The sequence below is a fragment of the Clostridium homopropionicum DSM 5847 genome (assembly GCF_001263795.1).
GTDB lineage: Bacteria > Bacillota > Clostridia > Clostridiales > Clostridiaceae > Clostridium_H > Clostridium_H homopropionicum.
Genome location: NZ_LHUR01000012.1, coordinates 264,965 through 283,139 on the forward strand (window position 1 = coordinate 264,965; position 18,175 = coordinate 283,139).

An 18,175-nucleotide genomic window follows, 5' to 3' on the forward strand; every position below is an offset into this window, starting at 1 on the left:
ATTTATTGTATATATTAAATTTGAATGGCTAAGTTATTGAGCTTTAATAAAGTCCAAGCTCGTTAGAAATTAAATCTTCAAAAGATTGTCTTTTACAAATTATTTTGCTTTTACCTGATGAAACTAGCACCACTGCTGCTCTTGGAATTTTATTATAGTTACTTGACATAGAATAACCATAGGCCCCTGTATCTAAAACTGCTAATATATCTCCACTCTTTGCTTGTGGTATTTCAACGTCATTTAATAATATATCTCCAGATTCACAGCATTTTCCAGAAACAGTTACAGTTTCTTTATCTCCTACTGCATTTACATTGTTTGCTACTACACATTCATATTCAGCTCTATATAAAGCAGGTCTTATATTATCTGTCATTCCACCATCTACAGCAACGTACTTTCTCACTTCAGGTATTTGTTTAATAGATCCTATTGTATACAAGGTAGTACCTGCATTTCCTACAATTGATCTTCCAGGCTCTATAGTTAAAGCTGGCAAAGTTAAGTTAAGTTCTTTTGCAACCTTTTCTGCTTCCTCTAAAATTGCTTCGCATACATCTTCAGTTTCCTTAGGCAAGTCACCTTCTTGATAATATATTCCAAAACCTCCGCCTAAGTCTAGTTCTTTAATTTCATAATTTAATTTATCTTTTACTTCCTTTATTAAAGAAAGCATTACCCTTACTTCTTCTCTATAAGGTTCAATTTCAAAAATCTGAGAACCGATATGACAATGGAACCCAACCAGTTCGATATTCTCCATCATATTTGCTCTTTCTACTGCGCTTAAAGTTTGATTTTCAAGTAAAGTAAATCCAAATTTAGAATCTACTTGTGCTGTTTTTATATAATCATGGGTGTGAGCCTCTATTCCTGGGGAGATTCTTAGTAAAATTTTTTGAACCCTATTGTGTTTTTTAGCTATCTCATCTATTTTCTCAATTTCATAAAAATTATCCGCAACAAATCTTCCAACCCCAAGTTTTATTCCCATTTCAATTTCTTCAAGAGTCTTATTATTTCCATGGAAATATATCTTGTCCATAGGAAACTCACTCTTATAAGCTGTATAAAGTTCTCCCCCTGATACTACATCTAGACATAAATCTTCTTCATTTATTATTTGACACATAGCTATGGTCAAAAATGCCTTTCCAGCATAAGCTACCCTATTTATGCCCTGGTTAACCTTAAAGCTATTGTAATACCTTTTGCAATTACTTCTTATTAATTCTTCATCCATTACATACAATGGTGTTCCGAACTCTTTTGCTAATTCAATTGTGTTAATTCCTCCAATATTTAAGTTATTATCTATTACCTGCATTGTTCCAAATAGTTTCATTAATAATAAGCCCCCAATTTATATATAAAAATGTTTTATTAAATTAAAAAATATTGCGGCAAGGGACACCCTCGCCGCAATATAAAAATCTAAACTATATTCCGAACTCAGTGTACCTTGTAGCTCTCCACGTTAAATACGCGACAACCTTGCACATATTCTATGCAAGGCCAGAAAATAAATTCGTCAATTTACTTTCTTCGGCCATAATTCCTTTCTTTATTCATCTCAGCCTACCGACTCCGAATAAATACTTTTAATTACAGCTCCTCTACCCTAGGCAACTAATCTAATATTTACTTTTTTAAATTATTGATAGTTTAACACGTAATTTATAATTATGCAACCTTTTTTAAAAATAAAAATGCGGAGCATTTTTATTAGTAGCTGATCGCTAATCTCTAGTCGCTACATAAGAATTTTACGACGTAAAATTCTTAGTAACCAGTAACCAATTCCCAGTAACCAGTTTTATTAATTCTACTGGCAACTGGCCACTGGTTACTTAAGAAAAATGCATCGCATTTTTCTTATTTTTTCCAAGTATACAAATTAACATTCTACAAAAACTATTTTTATAATACTAAAGCAAGAAAGGAGAATAATTTATGTCCCGTAGACCACTTGTCCCATCTGCTAGTGCTGGTTTAGATAGATTTAAAGTAGAAGTTGCAAAAGATATGGCTGTAGAAAATTATTACGACACAAATCAATACAAAGGAGACTATACTACAAAGACAGTTGGCAAAATGGCTACTGCAGGAAATGTAGGCGGCGAAATGGTTAAAAGAATGATTGCTTCCGTAGAACAACAAATGGCAAATAAAACTGATTAGGCTTTGGGCTTTTCCAAAGCCTATTTTCTATTTAACCATTATTAATTGAATTTAATAATATTCTTCTGTTATACTATATTTTATAATATAAATTTGTTAATGTTCTTACAAAAATCGGAGGAAAATTACTTATGAATAAGCAAAGTTTATCCAAATTGAAGCTTTTTTTTATGGGAATAGAAAATAGATTTTCTGAAAACTCTTCTATTTTTAAATCCATAAAAACCAGCTATAAAACTGGATTAAAAATATTTAATGGAAACGGCTCTTATGAAAATGGAAAAATCAAATATAATTTTAATGGCAAAACTGAAACATCTGATATTAGTTTAATTTTAGCTAAAATCCTAAAGGATTCCGAAAGCTATGAAGCTCTTCAATTTATATATAGTGAAAGAGGCACAGATATATTAATTTCTGCAGACAATAAAAATGTAACTATGAAAAATGTAGCTATTAATGAAAGTGATATAGAAGCTTCTTTAGGTAAAACTGCTGATACTTGTAATATTGTACATCCTATCAAGGACGCTCACACCTCTACTTTATTAAATAGAGATTACTATATAAAAGTTGGTAGTGCAGATGCATTACTTAAAGAGATAAACATAATGACAAAGGACGGAAAAATTAAAAATGATAAAATAAGAAAATATAACCAAATTGATCATTATGTAGAGCTTTTAGATGGTATCTTCGATAAAATTTCAACTAAAGGTACACTTACTATACTTGATTGTGGCTGTGGAAAATCATATTTATCATTTGTGCTAAATTACTATCTAACAGAAGTGAAAAAAATTAAATGCTACTTTATAGGTCTTGATTATTCAGAAGGTGTAATAGAATCCTCAAGGAAAATGGCACAAAACCTGGGATATAGAAACATGGAGTTTCACGCTATAGATATAAAAAACTATATTCCTAATAAAAAGATAAACATAGTTTTGTCTCTACATGCTTGTGATACTGCCACAGACATGGCACTTGCCTTAGGTATAAGAGTTAATTCTGATGTAATAATTGCAGTGCCTTGCTGCCATAGGGAGCTATTAAATCAGTATTCATATGAACCCTTTAAAAGCGTTACAAAGCATGGTGTCCTAAAGGCTAGACTTGCAGATATTTTAACTGATAGTATGAGAGCCACCATGTTAGAAGCTAAAGGCTATGAAGTTTCTGTTGTGGAATATATATCTCCTCTTGAAACGCCAAAAAATCTTATGATAAGAGCAATAAAAACTAAGGAAGAAAATCCCAAGGCTTTAGAGGAATACATGGGATTAATGAAAAGCTTAAATGCAAATCCTGCCTTATATAAATTTTTAAAAGAATGGTAATTCATTAACAAAAATTTTTAAAATAAATAATATAAAACTATAAGTAATTAGTGTAAGGTGTTTTCATTGTTAAGTAAAATAATTCTTATAGTTTTATTTATTTTGTCTTTAATAAATAAAAACAAAAGTCTTACTGGAGCTGCATTTATTATTTTTATCATTTCCCTTATAGACAATGGCAAAAGTGCAGACTTCATAGAAAAACATTTTATGAATTTAGGAATGACCTTTCTAATGATATGGATGCTTGCACCATTAATTAAGCAAACTTCTATAGAAACAATAGATTTAAATCAGCTTTTAAATGCTAGATCAATTATATCAATTATTGCAGGAATCTTAGCTGTACTAGTAGCCTCCAAAGGAGTGACTTTTTTAAAGCTTAACTCAGATACTATGCCTGGAATCCTTATTGGTTCAATTATTGGTGTTACATTTTTAGGTGGAGTTCCGGTAGGACCTTTAATAGCCTCTGGAATTGTATGTGGAGTATTAAAATTAATTAATTATATATTTGAATTAAAATAATAAAGAGCTATAATAAGCTTATTGAAAAATATTTCTAAAGAGGTGTTGCCATGGATAAATTAGAATATGAATTTTGCAGTAATGTACCTGTGTATAAATGTAGTTTCTGCGGTAAATGCAGCTCATTTATTGAGTCTACTTCTTATACAAGCATAAAAACTAGAGGATGTTGTTGGTATTTCCCAAAATATTCTCTAATAGATATGAAAAATATTATTGATTCTGGAAACAAAAATTTTATATATAGTCTTTTAAATATGGACAATGCGGAAATTTATCAATACTGCATTAACGTCAATGGTGAATTTAATAAAAAAGAATATGAAGAATATTTAAAAGAAACTTTTCAAGAGGACTCTGAAGTTTCAGATTTTGACCAAAAACTATTTTTTAGACTGTGTCCCTTTGCTACTACTAAAGGCTGTAGTATAGCCTTTGATTTAAGACCGCACCCATGTAATTTGTACTTATGTAGAGAAGTTATCAATTCTTGCGGTAAAGATTATAAAGAATTTTCTAAAGAGAGAAAGGATTATTATTCTTACTGCAACTACTATTCAGATACATTAAAATATATCTTAATGGATAATACTGTTGATCTTACAAAGGATCCATTTAAAGCTATTGATATATTAGAAAAAACAGAAATTCCAACCTTCGAGTTTAAAAATTTAAAACCAATTATCTTTAATGCTGATCTGTCTTATTGATAAGCTTGTCTTGAATTTTTCTTATAGCTTTTGCCGTAATATTCCCTGGCAAAAGCTTTGATACTATAATAGCAATTTTATTCTGTATTCCAGGTATAACAAGCCTTTTGTTTTTCTTTAATGCTAAAAAAGCAGCCAATGCAACTTTTTTAGCCTCCATTGAGCCTTTAATTTGGGCTTTACCTGCCCTTTTAGAAAATTCAGATTTTGTAGCTCCAGGACATATGGTTGTAACAGTTATACCATAATCCTTTAGTTCATTGTAAATCGCTTCTGAAAAAGACAACACATATGCCTTTGTAGCATAATATACAGCCGTATAAGGACCTGGCTGATAGGCACCTGTAGAAGCTACATTTAATATTTTTCCTCTTTTATTTTTAATCATCATTTTTGAAAATAGCTTTGTTAAGTTAGTTAGTGAAGTCATATTTAATTGAATTATTTTGTTATCTATATCATAATCAATTTCATGAAACAACCCACTTGCTCCTGCTCCTGCATTATTTACAAGAATATCTATATTCATATTAAGATTTAATACTTCTTCATATAGCTCATAAGCAGAATTAGGATATGACAAGTCCTTATTAATAATTATTACTTGAGTACCGTATTTTTCTCTTAATTCCTTTTCTACTTCCATTAGTTTTCTCAAGTCTCTAGCTACAATAATAAGATCATACCCATTTTGTGCAAATATTTTAGAAAGTTCATAACCTATACCTGTTGATGCCCCAGTAATTAAAACCGTTTCTCTTTTTTTATCAATTTGCTTCATACTAACTCCCTATACCCTCGTCAATAACTTTAATAAATTTATTTACATTTGAATCCTTTATTGGAGCTCCAAAATACCAAGGCTTTTCTCTTTGAATTTCTCCACCAAAATATCTAGCTTTATAAATAATTTCAGGTCTATACTCAAAATGTAATATATCAAAATGCCCCCATTTACCTCCCCAGACAAAATTGTTTTTTTCAAAAACTTCTACAATTTCTGTTGGATAAGAAAGCATTCTCTTTTCTCCATCCTGTCTTGAAGCCCATTTCCAGTAATCTCTTTTATCACTTTTTAGATCAATGGCTATCCCAAATGCGTGTGCACTTAATTGATTTGTCCCTGAAATTAAACGATAATTAAAAGTTCCACTAGGTGGAAATATACATGCTCCTATATTTCCTCTATCCTTAATAATACCAGATATTTCACTCATAGCATTTTTTAAGGATTCCGCTGCCTTATTATTTTTATTGAAATCTAAGTAAGTATATCCTACTTTAACTCTAACAAGATTTGATTGTACCTTTTCCTTTGAACCCCCATAAACCTCTTTTAACAATGGATATATCCTTCTACGTCCTGGGTCATGGTCTTCATCCATAAGCCTATTTATTCTTTGTAGAGGATATTTTGTCTCTAACATATCCTGTAGATCAGGATATGAAAGTTTATCCTTTGGAGATTTTTGTTTTTTATCATCATATAGTAATTTAGAACCGCCTTTTGTAACTAAATAAACTTTATCATCTATTGTTTTCTCTACCTTTACTATAAGGTCTGGATAAGCTATCATTATACATAATAAGTCTTGTTTCATAATTATATCATAATCTAATCTATTTTCTTCAGTAAAAGCGTAAGCATTTACCCTGATTGCAAAATTATTTTGTATTATCCCCATGGAAATAAAAAAAGTAATCACATATGTTAACAACTTTCCATTATTCATAATCTACATTTCCTTTCAATGAATTTAAGTTATAAAAACGTAATAAAAAATCATACCTTGTTTAGTATATGTAAAAAAAATTATTTGATAAGTAAGTTTTATAGTTGACAAAAAAGTATAAAAAGCTTATACTGAACATAGTTCATTTGAAACTAGAGGTGTTAATTTTGTCAAGAATTATAGATAATCCTAGAGAATTAATTTTAAGTAAATCAAAAGAAATATTATATAATGAAGGCTATTCCGCACTAAACATGAGAAATGTAGCTAAAGCATGCCAAATAGCTCTTGGAACTATTTATAATTATTTCCCAACTAAAAAAGAATTAGTTATGGAAATGATGATTGATTATTGGAAGAAATATTTTTTAATATTGGATTCTATTAAACACTCTGATGGTGATCTTTATTACAAACTAGAAAAAATTTTTAACGAACTTTCTAACTTCATCAAAACCTTTAAAGAAGTTTGGTTAAAGCCTGAACTTTGCGATACTTCAGAATTTATCCAAAGTGGACTTGAAAAACAATATTTATATATGTCAGAGTTGATTAGAATTATAGAGAATATTCTATCCTCAGATACTTATTATACTAATAGTGAACTAAATAAAAGATTAAGTTCAAATGAAATAGCCAGCTTTATAGTAGTAAATTTTATTTCAATGATCCAAATGCCTTTTTTCAAATATGAAAGCTTTGAAAAACTGTTAAAGGCATTTTTAAAATAATCATATGGAGACATATGATTTTAAATTGAACACAGATGAACATTGTTCATTTCAAATAATAATTTTAACTTTTGGGAGGGATATTTAATGGTTAAGTATTCAGTAATATTCATCAATTTAGCTCTATTATTTTATACAGTGGGAGTTTTGAGTGAAAAAAAACAAGGAGAATTAAAAAAGTGGCATTTAGCAGTATTCTGGGTTGGACTAGTTTTTGATACCCTTGGAACAACAATTATGGGCAAACTAGCTGGAGAAGGTTTTGGCTTAAATTTTCATGGTATAACAGGTATGTTAGCAATAGCTTTAATGCTTTCTCATGCACTTTGGGCTACAGTTGTAATGATTAAAAATGATAAAAAGGCAAAAGCTAATTTCCATAAATTTAGCATTTTTGTATGGTTCATTTGGTTATTTCCTTTTGTATCTGGTGCAATTTATGGAATGACAAGATAATAGATCTCATGTGTGAATTTGCATAAGGCTACAAATTCACACATGATTTATTTTATGAGGTATTATGTATTTATTTAGAACAATTGAAAATTTATTTTTGAAATTCTTTTGCTAAGTTGACTAATGGTTTATCACACATTCTATATACAGTCCATTCATCCATAGGAACTGCCCCTAAATGCTTGTATACTTTGATGGATGGTTCATTCCAATCAAGGCAGCTCCATTCTAGTCTGCCGCATCCTCTTTCTATTGCTAAATTTCCTAAAAAAGATAGCATTATCTTTCCTATTCCCTTTCCTCTCATGCTTTCTTTTACAAATAAGTCCTCTAAATATATACCTGGCCTACCTAAAAAAGTAGAGAAGTTATGAAAAAACAATGCAAATGATACAGGTTCATTTTCATATTCTCCTATTATAACCTCAGCTACCTTACGGTTAAAAAGTGAATCCCTTAATATTTCTTCGGTTGCAACCACTTCATTTTCCATTTTCTCATACCTTGCTAGCTCTTTTATAAAATCCAATATAATGACCGTGTCTTCTTCCTTAGCAAATCTTATTTTAAATTCATCCAATTTACAATCAATATAATTCAATTTTGTTTCCTCCTTGTGTACTTTTAACACTTATCCTATCATAGCTTGTCTTTTATGTAAATTACCTATAGAATTCCATAGCTTCAGCAGCTTAGTTATTTGATTGCTAAATGAATAAAGTAACTATTCATTAACTGAATAGCTACTTTATTTTTATCTTTAATCTACTGGAGTGCAGCAATCCTCACAATAAACAACTGTTAGACTTACTAAAGCATTATCTTGAATATCCCCATTAGGTGCAAAAGCAGTAACAGTAAATGTTACATCTTCATCTCCTACACATAGAGGTTGAACTAAGGTTGTATCAAATTCTCCACCAAAGTTTGAATCTTCAACAAATCTATGGCAGAAAAATATTGTTCCTTCTGAAATTCCTTCAATTAGAGCAAATTTAGCTTCGCCCATTTCTTGTACAAAAGAAGCATATATCTTTGTAATACAAGAGTTTGCAGGAACAGTAACTGTAGCAACTCCGTCATCATCACTTTCGCAAACAGAATTTGCTACGCATAAGCATTGTCTCCCTCCACCTTGACATTTGCAATTACAATCTACTTTCCACTCTTTAGATGCTAAAGCACAACAACATCTCTTTATAGTTTCTTTAATTGCTCTTAATTCTCTTGCAATATAGTCTTCACCTGAACTGTTTTCTATATTACTGTTCATGGTATACCTCCTAATATATAATAAAAGAATTTTTCTACTTTTAAAGTCACTTCTAGTGTGACTAATATATACTATGAGGTTTATATTTAAATAGTGATAATTCATATATAATATAATTCACCTTTAAAAATCATAACTGCTTTACCTGACAGAAAAACTCTATCTCCAGCAACTTGAACCTTTAGACTTCCTCCTCTATCAGAAGCTTGATATGCCATAAAAATGTCTTTGCCTAATTTATCTTTCCAGTAAGGTCCTAAGCAGCAATGAGCAGAACCAGTTACTGGGTCTTCAAAAATCCCTGCTTCTGGAGCAAAAAAACGTGAAACGAAATCATACTCTGGTGATTTTGAAATACTTGTAACCATTACACCATGCATAGGAATATTCATAATTTCATTGTAATTAGGTTTCATATTTCTTACTTCTTCCTCTGATTCAACCTGTATTAAATAATTAGATTTACTTCTTCCAATGTAAATTGGCTTAATTCCAAGAGCTTCAATTAATCCTTTTGGAGGGTCAGAAGGCTCCTGTGATAATGCTGGGAAATCTAATTGAATCCAGTTATCTATTAGCTTTGCCTTTAAAATACCACTTTTCGTATAAAATTTTGCTTCCTTATCCCTGCTCAGATTTCCATTTTCCCATAAAACATAGGCACTGGCTAAGGTTGCATGTCCACATAAATCTATTTCCATACTTGGAGTAAACCATCTTAAACTATATCCATCCTCTTTTTCTAATAAAAATGCAGTTTCGGATAAATTCATTTCCTTAGCTAAACTTTGCATAAAGCTTTCTTCTTTTGGCTCCTTTAATATGCAAATTGCTGCTGGATTGCCTGAAAAAGCCTTGTTGGTAAAAGCATCTACTTGAAAAATTTCTATCATATAAATTTCCCCCATTTAAAGTTACTGATTTATTATTTTAAATTCTTTAAGCAATCAATATAAATTATATATTTGGAACTACCTTCCTGTAAAGAAACATTTTTCTTCTCATCTATGCCCTCTATTTTTTCTTCAACAATTTTATTTGGAGCAAACACATCTTTTATTTTATTTACAGCTGCACTACCATATTGTGTATTTGCAAGAGCAACTATTGCAATTGCTGCAGCAATAGCATCATATAAATTTTCATATTCTTCAAAGCTGTAATCATCCTCTTCACTCATATAGCCTTGTATACTCGTTTCTGTAAAATCATCCACTAGAACTGCATCTGCAGCACTCATTTTATCTCTTGTAACAGTCAGGGCAACCCTTAGAGCATATTCTGCATAATTGCCATATAGCTGTTCAAATGCGTCACTATCTCCCTCTTTAATCTTTTCCAATAAAACTCTTTCCAATCTGCTACCCCCTATGTTAAGCTTAATCACTTACCAGTTAGTCACTTATTATTCATCTAGATCAATTAACTGCTTTCATATGTATATACCCTTCTAGCTCAAAAAAAGTTTCCTATTTTTAAAAGCTTTTACATTTTATTTTTTCTTAGAACTTTTCGTCCTTAAGCGATAAAAAAATAGCAAACATCAGCAAATTAAGAAATATATTGGTAATTAAGGACTTATTGATATAAAATATAGATACAAACTTGTAAGACTAAGGTTGAAGTAAAATTTTCTGTATGCTATATAGATGATTATATATTTATGTAAGAATATTAGATGAATAATTTGATAATAAGTTAGGAAGGTGCTTTTATGAAGGTCAAATTAGAATTTAGAGAAATTCAGCAAGTATCCAATGATATACTGCAAGAACTTTCTATGTTATTAATAAACGTGGTTGATGATGGCGCATCCATTGGATTTTTGCCGCCATTAAGTATGCAAAATGCAGAAAAAAGGGCTACAGCTGAGGGACGAAGTTTACTTGTTTTAGACACGAGGTTAGGGGACCCATCAAATTTATTATACAAATCCATTGGATATATTGAAGCGGGACGGATACCTAAATATGCTCAATCAGCTAATGGTTGCTTAGATGAAACGGTGTTTTATTACAAAGAAATATAAGAATTTTACGGCGTAAAATTCTTAGTAACCAGTTTATTAATTCTACTGGCAACTGGTTACTGGTTACCTAAGAAAAATGCACCGCATTTTTCTTATATTACTAACCGTTTATTATCAGCTTATACAAATCATTTACAGAATCCACAATGTATGTAGGTGAAACTTCCTGAAATTCTTCTAAATCTCCATATCCATATAAGACTCCAATAGAATCTATGCTATTTTCTTGAGCTCCAATTATATCATGCTTCCTGTCACCTATCATTACGAATTCTTCTAAATTATTAATATTTAATTGCTCTAATACACAGCTTATAACTTCTCCTTTGCTTGTCCTAGTTCCATCCAAATTACTACCTACTACTATATGGAAGTATTCTTTCAAACCAAAGTGCTCAACAATTCTTTCAGCAAATACTGTAGGTTTTGAGGTTGCAATGGCAATTATAAATCCATTATTTTTTAGCTCTTTTAACAATTCAGGTATACCTTCATATACTCCATTTTCAAAAATACCTTTATCCTTAAAATATTCTCTGTAATATTCAATTGCTTTATTTGCTCTCTCTTCATCAAAGGAATAAAACTCCATAAAGGACTCTTTTAATGGAGGTCCAATAAATTTAATTAAATCATCTAAGGATTCCACTTCAATATTATTTTTATTTAATGCGTACTTTACTGATTTTGTTATTCCTACCTTTGGATCAGTAAGTGTTCCATCTAGATCAAATAAAATGTATTTATATTTCATTAAAATTCCCCCATTTATATAGATTTATAATCTATATAATATCATTATGTCATGACTCTGCATACTATATGTAAGATTAATTTTTCTATTGGAGGCATACATGTACTTATCTCCTTATATCTATAGCTTTCTGCCATTACTCAGATCCCCCGCTAGTTATAGCATCACTATAAATGTTGCAGCTCGTCAACTTACTTTATTTAAAGATGGCAAAGTATTTAAAAGTTATCCTGTTGCGGTAGGTAAACCCTCCACCCCAACCCCTAGAGGAAACTTCACAATTATTAACAAAGCAGTAAATCCAGGTGGACCATTTGGAGCAAGGTGGCTAGGTCTTTCTAAGAAAGGCTATGGAATTCACGGAACAAATAACCCTTCTTCTATTGGAAAAGCTGTATCCAATGGGTGTATTAGATTGCACAACCCTAACGTTATTGAACTTTACAATTTAGTTCCTATTGGTACACCCGTAAGAATAGTTTAGCTGTATTATCTTATGTTTAAAAAGAAAGTTCATAGCAACATAACATACGATATGTATATTGCTATGAACTCTAAGTTGTACTTATGTATATGTTCTCGTATTCTTACATTTTTGAGGTAGTACCGCGTACCTTAGTGGAGGACTGAAAAGACTCCTCTTGTTCCTCCACAGATTAAATTATGCTACCTAATATTTCTTTTTCTGCAAAAATAGCTATTGCACCACCTGTATGCAGAAATACAACATTGCTTCCTTTTCCGATTTTACCTCCCCTTACATCATGAATTAATCCTGCAAAAGCCTTTCCTGTATATACTGGATCTAACAGTAACCCCTCCTTCTTTGCCAACATTTTGATAGCTTCCGTTGCTCCTTCATTAGGGCATTCATATCCTGGTTCATAAAATCCTGTATCCACATAAAAATCTTTTTCTTCTACCTTAGATTCAAAATTTAAATAAGCTAATGCTTCATTAGCAAGACTTGCCTTACTGGCTGCATATCGCTCTCCAGTATCCAATACTGCAACTGAGCGAATAGTTGTATCGACACCCAAAAGTTTTTTTCCTGCCATTAGCCCGGCCATGGTTCCACCTGATCCTGTTGCGTGATACAAATAGTCAAAATTAATTCTCAGATCCTGAGCCTGTTCACACAACTCTATCATTCCCATGATATATCCTACGGAACCCACATCATTAGCTCCACCCATAGGAATATTCATGCATTTATGTCCTTCTGCTTCTAGCCTCTTAATATGCTCTTCTCCAAGAATTAAGGAACGCTTCTGTGCTTCGTGAAAAGTTTCGCCTTTCTTAAGGCTCACTATGTGAATTTCCGCATCAAAGATCTTGTCCAACAGAAGATTTGCCTTCATATCATTCTCATCTGGCTCCACTACTGCAGTCAGGTAAACTACTGGTTTAAGACCATTTGCAACTGCTGTCCATACGGTCTGCATCGCATGGTTAGACTGAGTTGCACCATAAGTAAATACATATTCACACTTGTCTTTCAGGGCTTTACCAATCAGGAATTCCAGTTTTCTGGTCTTATTTCCACCAAAGAGATTTTTTCCCGTAAAATCATCTCTCTTAATGAACAGGTTAATTTTCAGCTCTTTCGATAACTTTTCAAGTTTATATAAGGGTGTAGGAAAAAACCCAAGATCAACTCTTGGTGATGTATCAATGTGATTTTTTACTTCTCTTATTGTCATTGACATATTCTTGTCCTCCTTGCATTGCCTAGTTGTAACATTTAATATCTATGTTGCAAACCCTTCTTTTATACAATTGGCTGCACCTTAATCAACAGATTTTCCTAATCCATCCCTCTGGTGCTTCTATATCTCCTAACTGAATTCCAGTTAATGTATCGTATAGCTTCTGTGTAACAGGTCCCATAGTCTTCTGACAGCCAGAAAAACAGATTTCTTTTCCATGATCTACCACCTTTGCTACCGGCGAAATCACCGCTGCTGTTCCACATAAACCACACTCCAAAAAAGTATTGATTTCAGACAATTTAACCGGTCTCTCAGTCACTTTCAAGCCAAGATATTTCTCTGCCACAATCACCATAGAGCGTCTTGTAATAGATGGTAAGATGGTATCTGATTTTGGAATAACAATTTCATTATCTTTTGTTACAAAAAAGAAATTAGCTCCGCCGGTTTCTTCCACGAAAGTTCTCGTAGCAGAATCTAGGAACATATTCTCATCAAATCCTCTTCGATGTGCTTCCACATATGTATGTAAACTCATTGCATAATTTAATCCGGCTTTTAAATGACCGGTTCCGTGTGGTGCAGCTCGGTCAAAATCACTGACACAAATTGTTAATGGTTTTACGCCACCTTTAAAATAAGGCCCAACTGGAGTACATAATACACGGAACTGGTATTCCTCCGCCGGCTTTATACCGATTACTGGGGAAGATGCAAACATGTACGGTCTCAAATAAAGTGTTGCTCCACTTCCGTAGGGTGGAACCCAGTCAGCATTCGCTTTTACTACCTGATCAATGGCATCTAAAAATCGCTCTTTTGGAAATGGTGGCATTTCCAGGCCTTTTGCAGAATCTATCATACGTTCTGCATTTAAATCAGGGCGGAATGTTACAGTGCTTCCATCCTTTGTAGTATAAGCCTTTAACCCTTCAAATACGGACTGGCAATATTGAAAAACGCCTGCACTTTCATTTAAAATTATATTGGAATCTGAGGTAATTGCACCTTTGTTCCATTTGCCATTTTTGTAATTTGAGACATATCGTTTATCAGTTTCTCTGTATGAGAACCCTATACTTTCCCATGCTAAATTCTTTTTTTCCATATTCTCACCTTCTATTTCTATAATTTTATAGTAAAGCTTTTTTATTTTTCTTTATAAATCAAGGATTACAGGTTTTTTTGTTTCAAAAAAACTCTGTAATCTTTTTTTTCTGTATTAAGATAGTGCTCTCTGAATTGCTTTTGTTTGTTTCTAATTTGATTTCAATTAAAGCTTACTAGCCTCTGCAATGATGTTCTCTACTGCAGTCTTTACATACTTAGGATCTGTAGCAAGATTCAATCTGATAAATCCCTTAAAATTCTCGCCGAAGCATTCGCCATAATCTACCGCTAAATGGCATCTGCCCTGAATGAATTCCACCAATCTTTCTGCCTCAATGCACTTACGCATATCAAGGAGTACAAGATAAGTTCCTTCCAGTGCACAAACTGTTACATCCGGTAGTTTTTCATGTAATTCCTTTTTAAGATAATTATAATTATCACGAATCACTCCCATGAGATTTGACAACCACTCTCCACCATGAGTATATCCTTTCATAGTAGCAGTTAATCCCATAATATTCATCTCTGTTCTATTCATACCTCTAGCAAATTTATCGTAGATTTTCATTAAGTTTTCATTTGTAATAACAATATGTGAATGTAGCAATCCTGCTAAGTTAAACGTCTTTGAAGCAGATGATACTGTAATAACTATATCACCATATAGTCCATCAGAAACAACTGCAGATGGGATGAATGGATTTTCTCCCAGTACGATATCCTGATGAATTTCATCACTTACTACTAAAACATTGTATTTTTTACAGATTGCTAGAATTTCCTCTAATTCCTCCTCGCTCCAGACTCTTCCTACTGGATTGTGCGGGGAACACTGGATAAACATTTTTACTTGATTTTCCACTATTGCTTTTTCAATTGCTTCATAATTCATTGTAAAGTATCCTTCATTGTAATCCAAATCAACAGACACTAATTCCCTTCCATTGCTTGTAACCACATTATGAAACGGATAATAAACCGGTGTCAAAATCAAACACGCATCTCCTGGATTTGTAAATGCATGTATCATCCATGCAATTACGGTTATACAACCCGTTGAAAAACGCACCCACTCTTTCTTAATCGGAAAATGATATCGTTCACTCATCCAATCAGAAAATGCTTTATAGTATTCCTCTGAAACAGAGGAATATCCAAAAACCCCATGCTTTGCTCTTTCAACCATTGCCTCAATGATCTGATCAGGGGTTTTGAACTCCATATCTGCAATCCACATGGGAATTAAGTTAGGGTCTCCATATCTACTTTCTAACTCATCCCACTTAAAGCAATCTGTCCCACGTCGCTCAATCAAATATTTTTCTAAAAACTCTTGTTTATTCACAAAACTAATCCTCCATAATTTTCTTTAGAACTTCATCTAGCTCAAAGGTTCGTGTGCCATCTTCTAACGTAAAGAATGGAATTCCAATTCCACCATTCTTTTTCACATTATTATAGATTGGATTGTTTTCACGGGCCTTTAGAAAAGCCTTAAGTGAAGGGAAGCTTGAGGAGATGTCCTCAAATTCAACCTCTATTTTTTTATCTTTCAATTTAACAAGGGCATATAAGGTATCCGTGCATAAATGACTCCCTATTACATTTACTTTCATTTTTATGCTCCTCCTTTGGGAATATTAATAAGTAATAATATTATTCGCTTATTTTACTAGACTCTGTTTTCCTGCCATGATCTTCGTTTTTATACGATATGCAAATGAGTTTATTATCCTGTTTAGAAGGATTAGAAGTATACAGACTATCCACCATTTTATTCCCCATTCATTAAATGCTAGTGCAGCTCCAGCTAAGATAATAAGAAAATCTGCTAGTAAAAAAAGTAACTTACTTATATTAAATCCTTTTTTAACAATATGCAAAAATCCTAAAATTACAAGCTTTATTCCGTAAATACCTATAAAAATTCCGGCTACATCTTGAATTAAATAATATAGTTTTAAATCCATATACTTCACCTCTTTTTAGAAATAATCCATTTTCTATATTTTAAAAACTTGCTTTATTCAAACTTAAAGCGTTAAGCATTTAGTTCTAACTCATTTTCAAGTATTTCATCATCATCATACTTTTTCATTGAAAATCCAGTAAACCCATATATTAAAGTAACAATCGGTGAAATATAATTCATAAAGCAATATGGGAGATATGCTACTGTGGCTACGCCTAGTGTACCCGCTGCATAAATAGCATGCCCATTCCAAGGCATAAGCACTCCTCCGTAAGTTCCACATGATTCAATTACACGTGATAAGTTTTCAGACTTTAATCTAAATTTTTTATATAACGGCCCCATAAAAGTACCAGCCAATACAGCAGCAAGACTTGCACTTCCTCCAACTCCATTACCAAAATAAACCACTATCATTGTAGCAACAGTTAAAGATTTTACACTTTTTATTTTAGTAATTAAAGGTTTTAAAAATGTATCCATAACTCCTATATGATTTAGAACTCCAGATACAAACAATGCAAAGAACATTAAAATTCCAACACCAAACATAGAAGTAACTCCACCTCTATTTACAAGAACGTTTACAAACTGCACACCTGTATCTGTAGAAAATCCTTTATAGAAAAACTTAAGAATTGATGCTAGTGATTGACCTTGATAAAAAATTGCCACTATCCCCCCTGCTACTGAAGCAAGCATAAGTGATAAAAATGGAGAGACTCGCTTAGCTAAAAGAACTATTACTAAAACTGCTGGTAAAAATGCAATGAATCCTATTTTAAAATTACTGCTAATAGTATTTAAGATTAAATCTATATTTCCCATATCAAGATTAGCACTCTTATACTTAAATCCTATGAATATGAAGATTATAGCTGTAATAATGTACGTAGGTACCTGTTCATACATCATATGCTTAACATGAGTCATAAGTTTAGTATTAGTAACAGCTGCAGCTAAATTAGTAGTATCTGAAAAAGGCGACATTTTATCTCCAAAATAAGATCCGCATATAATACAACCAGCTGTTAAAGGTGCAGGTATTCCTAGCCCTTGACCTACACTCATCAAAGCAACTCCAGCAGTTGCCATAGTACCCCAAGATGTACCTGTTGCAAGAGATGTAATGGAACATAACAAAAGTGAAGTTATCAAAAATAATTGAGGTGAAATAATTTTCAAACCATAATAAATTAAAGAAGTAATTGTTCCAGCTGCCATCCATGTACTAACCATACCTCCTACTGCTAGTACAATAAAAAACGGTTGCATACCTTTTCTTACAAAGTTAAACCCTTCAGTTTCTATTTCATCAGCACTATAACCTAAGGCTATTCCTGCACATATTACTATAATAAATGATAAGAAGAACATTCCATCAACTGGAGCATTAAAAACCATTTTTCCAATTATTATAACCCCTACAACTAACGTTAGAATTATAGCAGCTAAGCCAAATGTTAACTCTTTTTTCTTTTTCATAATATAACTCCCTTCAATTATCAGTTTATACACATTATTTTTATATTTGAATCAATGGTAATCTTATTTAGTACAACAGGTTAACTTAGATATTGAGCCATATCCCTAGATAGTAGAGGTATAAAATGATCAAATTCTAGGATATTGCTAAACCA

General features: G+C 32.0%; 22 protein-coding genes and 1 riboswitch. Of the genes, 8 read left to right on the forward strand and 14 right to left on the reverse strand.

Annotated elements, in window-relative coordinates; all coding sequences use genetic code 11:
- Positions 1–43 precede the first annotated feature (43 nt).
- The gene (gene lysA, locus CLHOM_RS04645) at positions 44–1,348 is read right to left on the reverse strand and encodes a diaminopimelate decarboxylase (RefSeq protein WP_052220523.1); all 1,305 of its coding nucleotides are present in this window, start codon (positions 1,346–1,348) and stop codon (positions 44–46) included.
- A 112-nt stretch (positions 1,349–1,460) separates the two neighbouring features.
- Positions 1,461–1,630, reverse strand: a riboswitch (Lysine riboswitch).
- 326 nt (positions 1,631–1,956) lie between these two features.
- Here lysA and CLHOM_RS04650 point away from each other — a divergent pair.
- The 4 genes from CLHOM_RS04650 (at position 1,957) to CLHOM_RS04665 (ending at position 4,762) form a co-directional block, all read left to right on the forward strand.
- On the forward strand, positions 1,957–2,184 hold the full coding sequence (locus CLHOM_RS04650) for an alpha/beta-type small acid-soluble spore protein (RefSeq protein ID WP_052220524.1): 228 nt from the start codon (positions 1,957–1,959) through the stop codon (positions 2,182–2,184).
- A 131-nt stretch (positions 2,185–2,315) separates the two neighbouring features.
- Positions 2,316–3,524, forward strand: a complete 1,209-nt coding sequence (locus CLHOM_RS04655; RefSeq protein WP_052220525.1) for a class I SAM-dependent methyltransferase — start codon at positions 2,316–2,318, stop codon at positions 3,522–3,524.
- Positions 3,525–3,581: 57 nt separating this feature from the next.
- Positions 3,582–4,052 carry a DUF441 domain-containing protein gene (locus CLHOM_RS04660; RefSeq protein WP_242846735.1) on the forward strand — a complete coding sequence of 157 codons (471 nt, stop codon included), beginning with the start codon at positions 3,582–3,584 and terminating at the stop codon, positions 4,050–4,052.
- A gap of 50 nt (positions 4,053–4,102) precedes the next feature.
- Complete coding sequence (locus CLHOM_RS04665) at positions 4,103–4,762, forward strand: hypothetical protein (protein ID WP_052220527.1); 660 nt, start codon at positions 4,103–4,105, stop codon at positions 4,760–4,762.
- Here CLHOM_RS04665 and CLHOM_RS04670 read toward each other — a convergent pair.
- Entirely contained in the window at positions 4,740–5,543 is an 804-nt protein-coding gene (locus tag CLHOM_RS04670) for an SDR family NAD(P)-dependent oxidoreductase (RefSeq protein WP_052220528.1), read from the reverse strand. The two genes, CLHOM_RS04665 and CLHOM_RS04670, sit on opposite strands and share 23 nt — an antisense overlap.
- A gap of 1 nt (position 5,544) precedes the next feature.
- Complete coding sequence (locus CLHOM_RS04675; RefSeq protein ID WP_052220529.1) at positions 5,545–6,495, reverse strand: M15 family metallopeptidase; 951 nt, start codon at positions 6,493–6,495, stop codon at positions 5,545–5,547.
- Between the two features lie 167 nt (positions 6,496–6,662).
- Here CLHOM_RS04675 and CLHOM_RS04680 point away from each other — a divergent pair, with 167 nt between their 5' ends.
- Positions 6,663–7,226: a TetR/AcrR family transcriptional regulator gene (locus CLHOM_RS04680; protein ID WP_052220530.1), complete on the forward strand. Its 564-nt coding sequence runs from the start codon at positions 6,663–6,665 to the stop codon at positions 7,224–7,226.
- A gap of 87 nt (positions 7,227–7,313) precedes the next feature.
- Entirely contained in the window at positions 7,314–7,682 is a 369-nt protein-coding gene (locus CLHOM_RS04685; RefSeq protein WP_052220531.1) for an HsmA family protein, read from the forward strand.
- A 91-nt stretch (positions 7,683–7,773) separates the two neighbouring features.
- Here the strand turns inward: CLHOM_RS04685 and CLHOM_RS04690 are convergent, their stop codons facing one another.
- The 4 genes from CLHOM_RS04690 to CLHOM_RS04705 all read right to left on the reverse strand — a co-directional run bounded on the left by CLHOM_RS04690 (position 7,774) and on the right by CLHOM_RS04705 (position 10,312).
- Complete coding sequence (locus tag CLHOM_RS04690; protein ID WP_052220579.1) at positions 7,774–8,274, reverse strand: GNAT family N-acetyltransferase; 501 nt, start codon at positions 8,272–8,274, stop codon at positions 7,774–7,776.
- Positions 8,275–8,442: 168 nt separating this feature from the next.
- On the reverse strand, positions 8,443–8,955 hold the full coding sequence (locus CLHOM_RS04695; protein ID WP_052220532.1) for a hypothetical protein: 513 nt from the start codon (positions 8,953–8,955) through the stop codon (positions 8,443–8,445).
- Between the two features lie 101 nt (positions 8,956–9,056).
- Positions 9,057–9,848 (reverse strand): PhzF family phenazine biosynthesis protein, encoded by a 792-nt coding sequence (locus CLHOM_RS04700; RefSeq protein WP_200903900.1) that lies wholly within the window; start codon positions 9,846–9,848, stop codon positions 9,057–9,059.
- A 32-nt stretch (positions 9,849–9,880) separates the two neighbouring features.
- Complete coding sequence (locus tag CLHOM_RS04705) at positions 9,881–10,312, reverse strand: RNA polymerase sigma factor (RefSeq protein ID WP_052220534.1); 432 nt, start codon at positions 10,310–10,312, stop codon at positions 9,881–9,883.
- Positions 10,313–10,669: 357 nt separating this feature from the next.
- Here CLHOM_RS04705 and CLHOM_RS04710 point away from each other — a divergent pair, with 357 nt between their 5' ends.
- Positions 10,670–10,984 carry a hypothetical protein gene (locus CLHOM_RS04710; protein WP_052220535.1) on the forward strand — a complete coding sequence of 105 codons (315 nt, stop codon included), beginning with the start codon at positions 10,670–10,672 and terminating at the stop codon, positions 10,982–10,984.
- 100 nt (positions 10,985–11,084) lie between these two features.
- Here the strand turns inward: CLHOM_RS04710 and CLHOM_RS04715 are convergent, their stop codons facing one another.
- Entirely contained in the window at positions 11,085–11,738 is a 654-nt protein-coding gene (locus CLHOM_RS04715; protein WP_052220536.1) for an HAD family hydrolase, read from the reverse strand.
- Positions 11,739–11,838: 100 nt separating this feature from the next.
- Between CLHOM_RS04715 and CLHOM_RS04720 the strand changes: the two genes are divergently transcribed.
- Positions 11,839–12,222, forward strand: a complete 384-nt coding sequence (locus CLHOM_RS04720) for a L,D-transpeptidase (protein WP_052220537.1) — start codon at positions 11,839–11,841, stop codon at positions 12,220–12,222.
- Between the two features lie 172 nt (positions 12,223–12,394).
- Here the strand turns inward: CLHOM_RS04720 and CLHOM_RS04725 are convergent, their stop codons facing one another.
- The 6 genes from CLHOM_RS04725 to nhaC all read right to left on the reverse strand — a co-directional run bounded on the left by CLHOM_RS04725 (position 12,395) and on the right by nhaC (position 18,020).
- Positions 12,395–13,447, reverse strand: a complete 1,053-nt coding sequence (locus tag CLHOM_RS04725; RefSeq protein WP_074782743.1) for a 1-aminocyclopropane-1-carboxylate deaminase/D-cysteine desulfhydrase — start codon at positions 13,445–13,447, stop codon at positions 12,395–12,397.
- Between the two features lie 85 nt (positions 13,448–13,532).
- Positions 13,533–14,558, reverse strand: a complete 1,026-nt coding sequence (locus tag CLHOM_RS04730) for a branched-chain amino acid aminotransferase (RefSeq protein ID WP_052220538.1) — start codon at positions 14,556–14,558, stop codon at positions 13,533–13,535.
- A 165-nt stretch (positions 14,559–14,723) separates the two neighbouring features.
- Positions 14,724–15,908 (reverse strand): MalY/PatB family protein, encoded by a 1,185-nt coding sequence (locus CLHOM_RS04735; RefSeq protein WP_052220539.1) that lies wholly within the window; start codon positions 15,906–15,908, stop codon positions 14,724–14,726.
- A 4-nt stretch (positions 15,909–15,912) separates the two neighbouring features.
- Positions 15,913–16,179 carry a glutaredoxin gene (locus tag CLHOM_RS04740; RefSeq protein ID WP_052220540.1) on the reverse strand — a complete coding sequence of 89 codons (267 nt, stop codon included), beginning with the start codon at positions 16,177–16,179 and terminating at the stop codon, positions 15,913–15,915.
- A 48-nt stretch (positions 16,180–16,227) separates the two neighbouring features.
- Positions 16,228–16,533 carry a hypothetical protein gene (locus CLHOM_RS04745; RefSeq protein WP_052220541.1) on the reverse strand — a complete coding sequence of 102 codons (306 nt, stop codon included), beginning with the start codon at positions 16,531–16,533 and terminating at the stop codon, positions 16,228–16,230.
- A 71-nt stretch (positions 16,534–16,604) separates the two neighbouring features.
- Positions 16,605–18,020 carry a Na+/H+ antiporter NhaC gene (nhaC, locus tag CLHOM_RS04750; RefSeq protein WP_052220542.1) on the reverse strand — a complete coding sequence of 472 codons (1,416 nt, stop codon included), beginning with the start codon at positions 18,018–18,020 and terminating at the stop codon, positions 16,605–16,607.
- Positions 18,021–18,175: the final 155 nt, after the last annotated feature.

Bases quoted from the DNA above. Each gene is read 5' to 3' on its own strand.
- lysA (WP_052220523.1), bottom strand. From the start codon at position 1,348: ATGAAACTATTTGGAACAATGCAGGTAATAGATAATAACTTAAATATT.
- CLHOM_RS04650 (WP_052220524.1), top strand. From the start codon at position 1,957: ATGTCCCGTAGACCACTTGTCCCATCTGCTAGTGCTGGTTTAGATAGA.
- CLHOM_RS04655 (WP_052220525.1), top strand. From the start codon at position 2,316: ATGAATAAGCAAAGTTTATCCAAATTGAAGCTTTTTTTTATGGGAATA.
- CLHOM_RS04665 (WP_052220527.1), top strand. From the start codon at position 4,103: ATGGATAAATTAGAATATGAATTTTGCAGTAATGTACCTGTGTATAAA.
- CLHOM_RS04670 (WP_052220528.1), bottom strand. From the start codon at position 5,543: ATGAAGCAAATTGATAAAAAAAGAGAAACGGTTTTAATTACTGGGGCA.
- CLHOM_RS04675 (WP_052220529.1), bottom strand. From the start codon at position 6,495: ATGAATAATGGAAAGTTGTTAACATATGTGATTACTTTTTTTATTTCC.
- CLHOM_RS04685 (WP_052220531.1), top strand. From the start codon at position 7,314: ATGGTTAAGTATTCAGTAATATTCATCAATTTAGCTCTATTATTTTAT.
- CLHOM_RS04695 (WP_052220532.1), bottom strand. From the start codon at position 8,955: ATGAACAGTAATATAGAAAACAGTTCAGGTGAAGACTATATTGCAAGA.
- CLHOM_RS04700 (WP_200903900.1), bottom strand. From the start codon at position 9,848: ATGATAGAAATTTTTCAAGTAGATGCTTTTACCAACAAGGCTTTTTCA.
- CLHOM_RS04710 (WP_052220535.1), top strand. From the start codon at position 10,670: ATGAAGGTCAAATTAGAATTTAGAGAAATTCAGCAAGTATCCAATGAT.
- CLHOM_RS04715 (WP_052220536.1), bottom strand. From the start codon at position 11,738: ATGAAATATAAATACATTTTATTTGATCTAGATGGAACACTTACTGAT.
- CLHOM_RS04720 (WP_052220537.1), top strand. From the start codon at position 11,839: ATGTACTTATCTCCTTATATCTATAGCTTTCTGCCATTACTCAGATCC.
- CLHOM_RS04725 (WP_074782743.1), bottom strand. From the start codon at position 13,447: ATGTCAATGACAATAAGAGAAGTAAAAAATCACATTGATACATCACCA.
- CLHOM_RS04730 (WP_052220538.1), bottom strand. From the start codon at position 14,558: ATGGAAAAAAAGAATTTAGCATGGGAAAGTATAGGGTTCTCATACAGA.
- CLHOM_RS04740 (WP_052220540.1), bottom strand. From the start codon at position 16,179: ATGAAAGTAAATGTAATAGGGAGTCATTTATGCACGGATACCTTATAT.
- CLHOM_RS04745 (WP_052220541.1), bottom strand. From the start codon at position 16,533: ATGGATTTAAAACTATATTATTTAATTCAAGATGTAGCCGGAATTTTT.
- nhaC (WP_052220542.1), bottom strand. From the start codon at position 18,020: ATGAAAAAGAAAAAAGAGTTAACATTTGGCTTAGCTGCTATAATTCTA.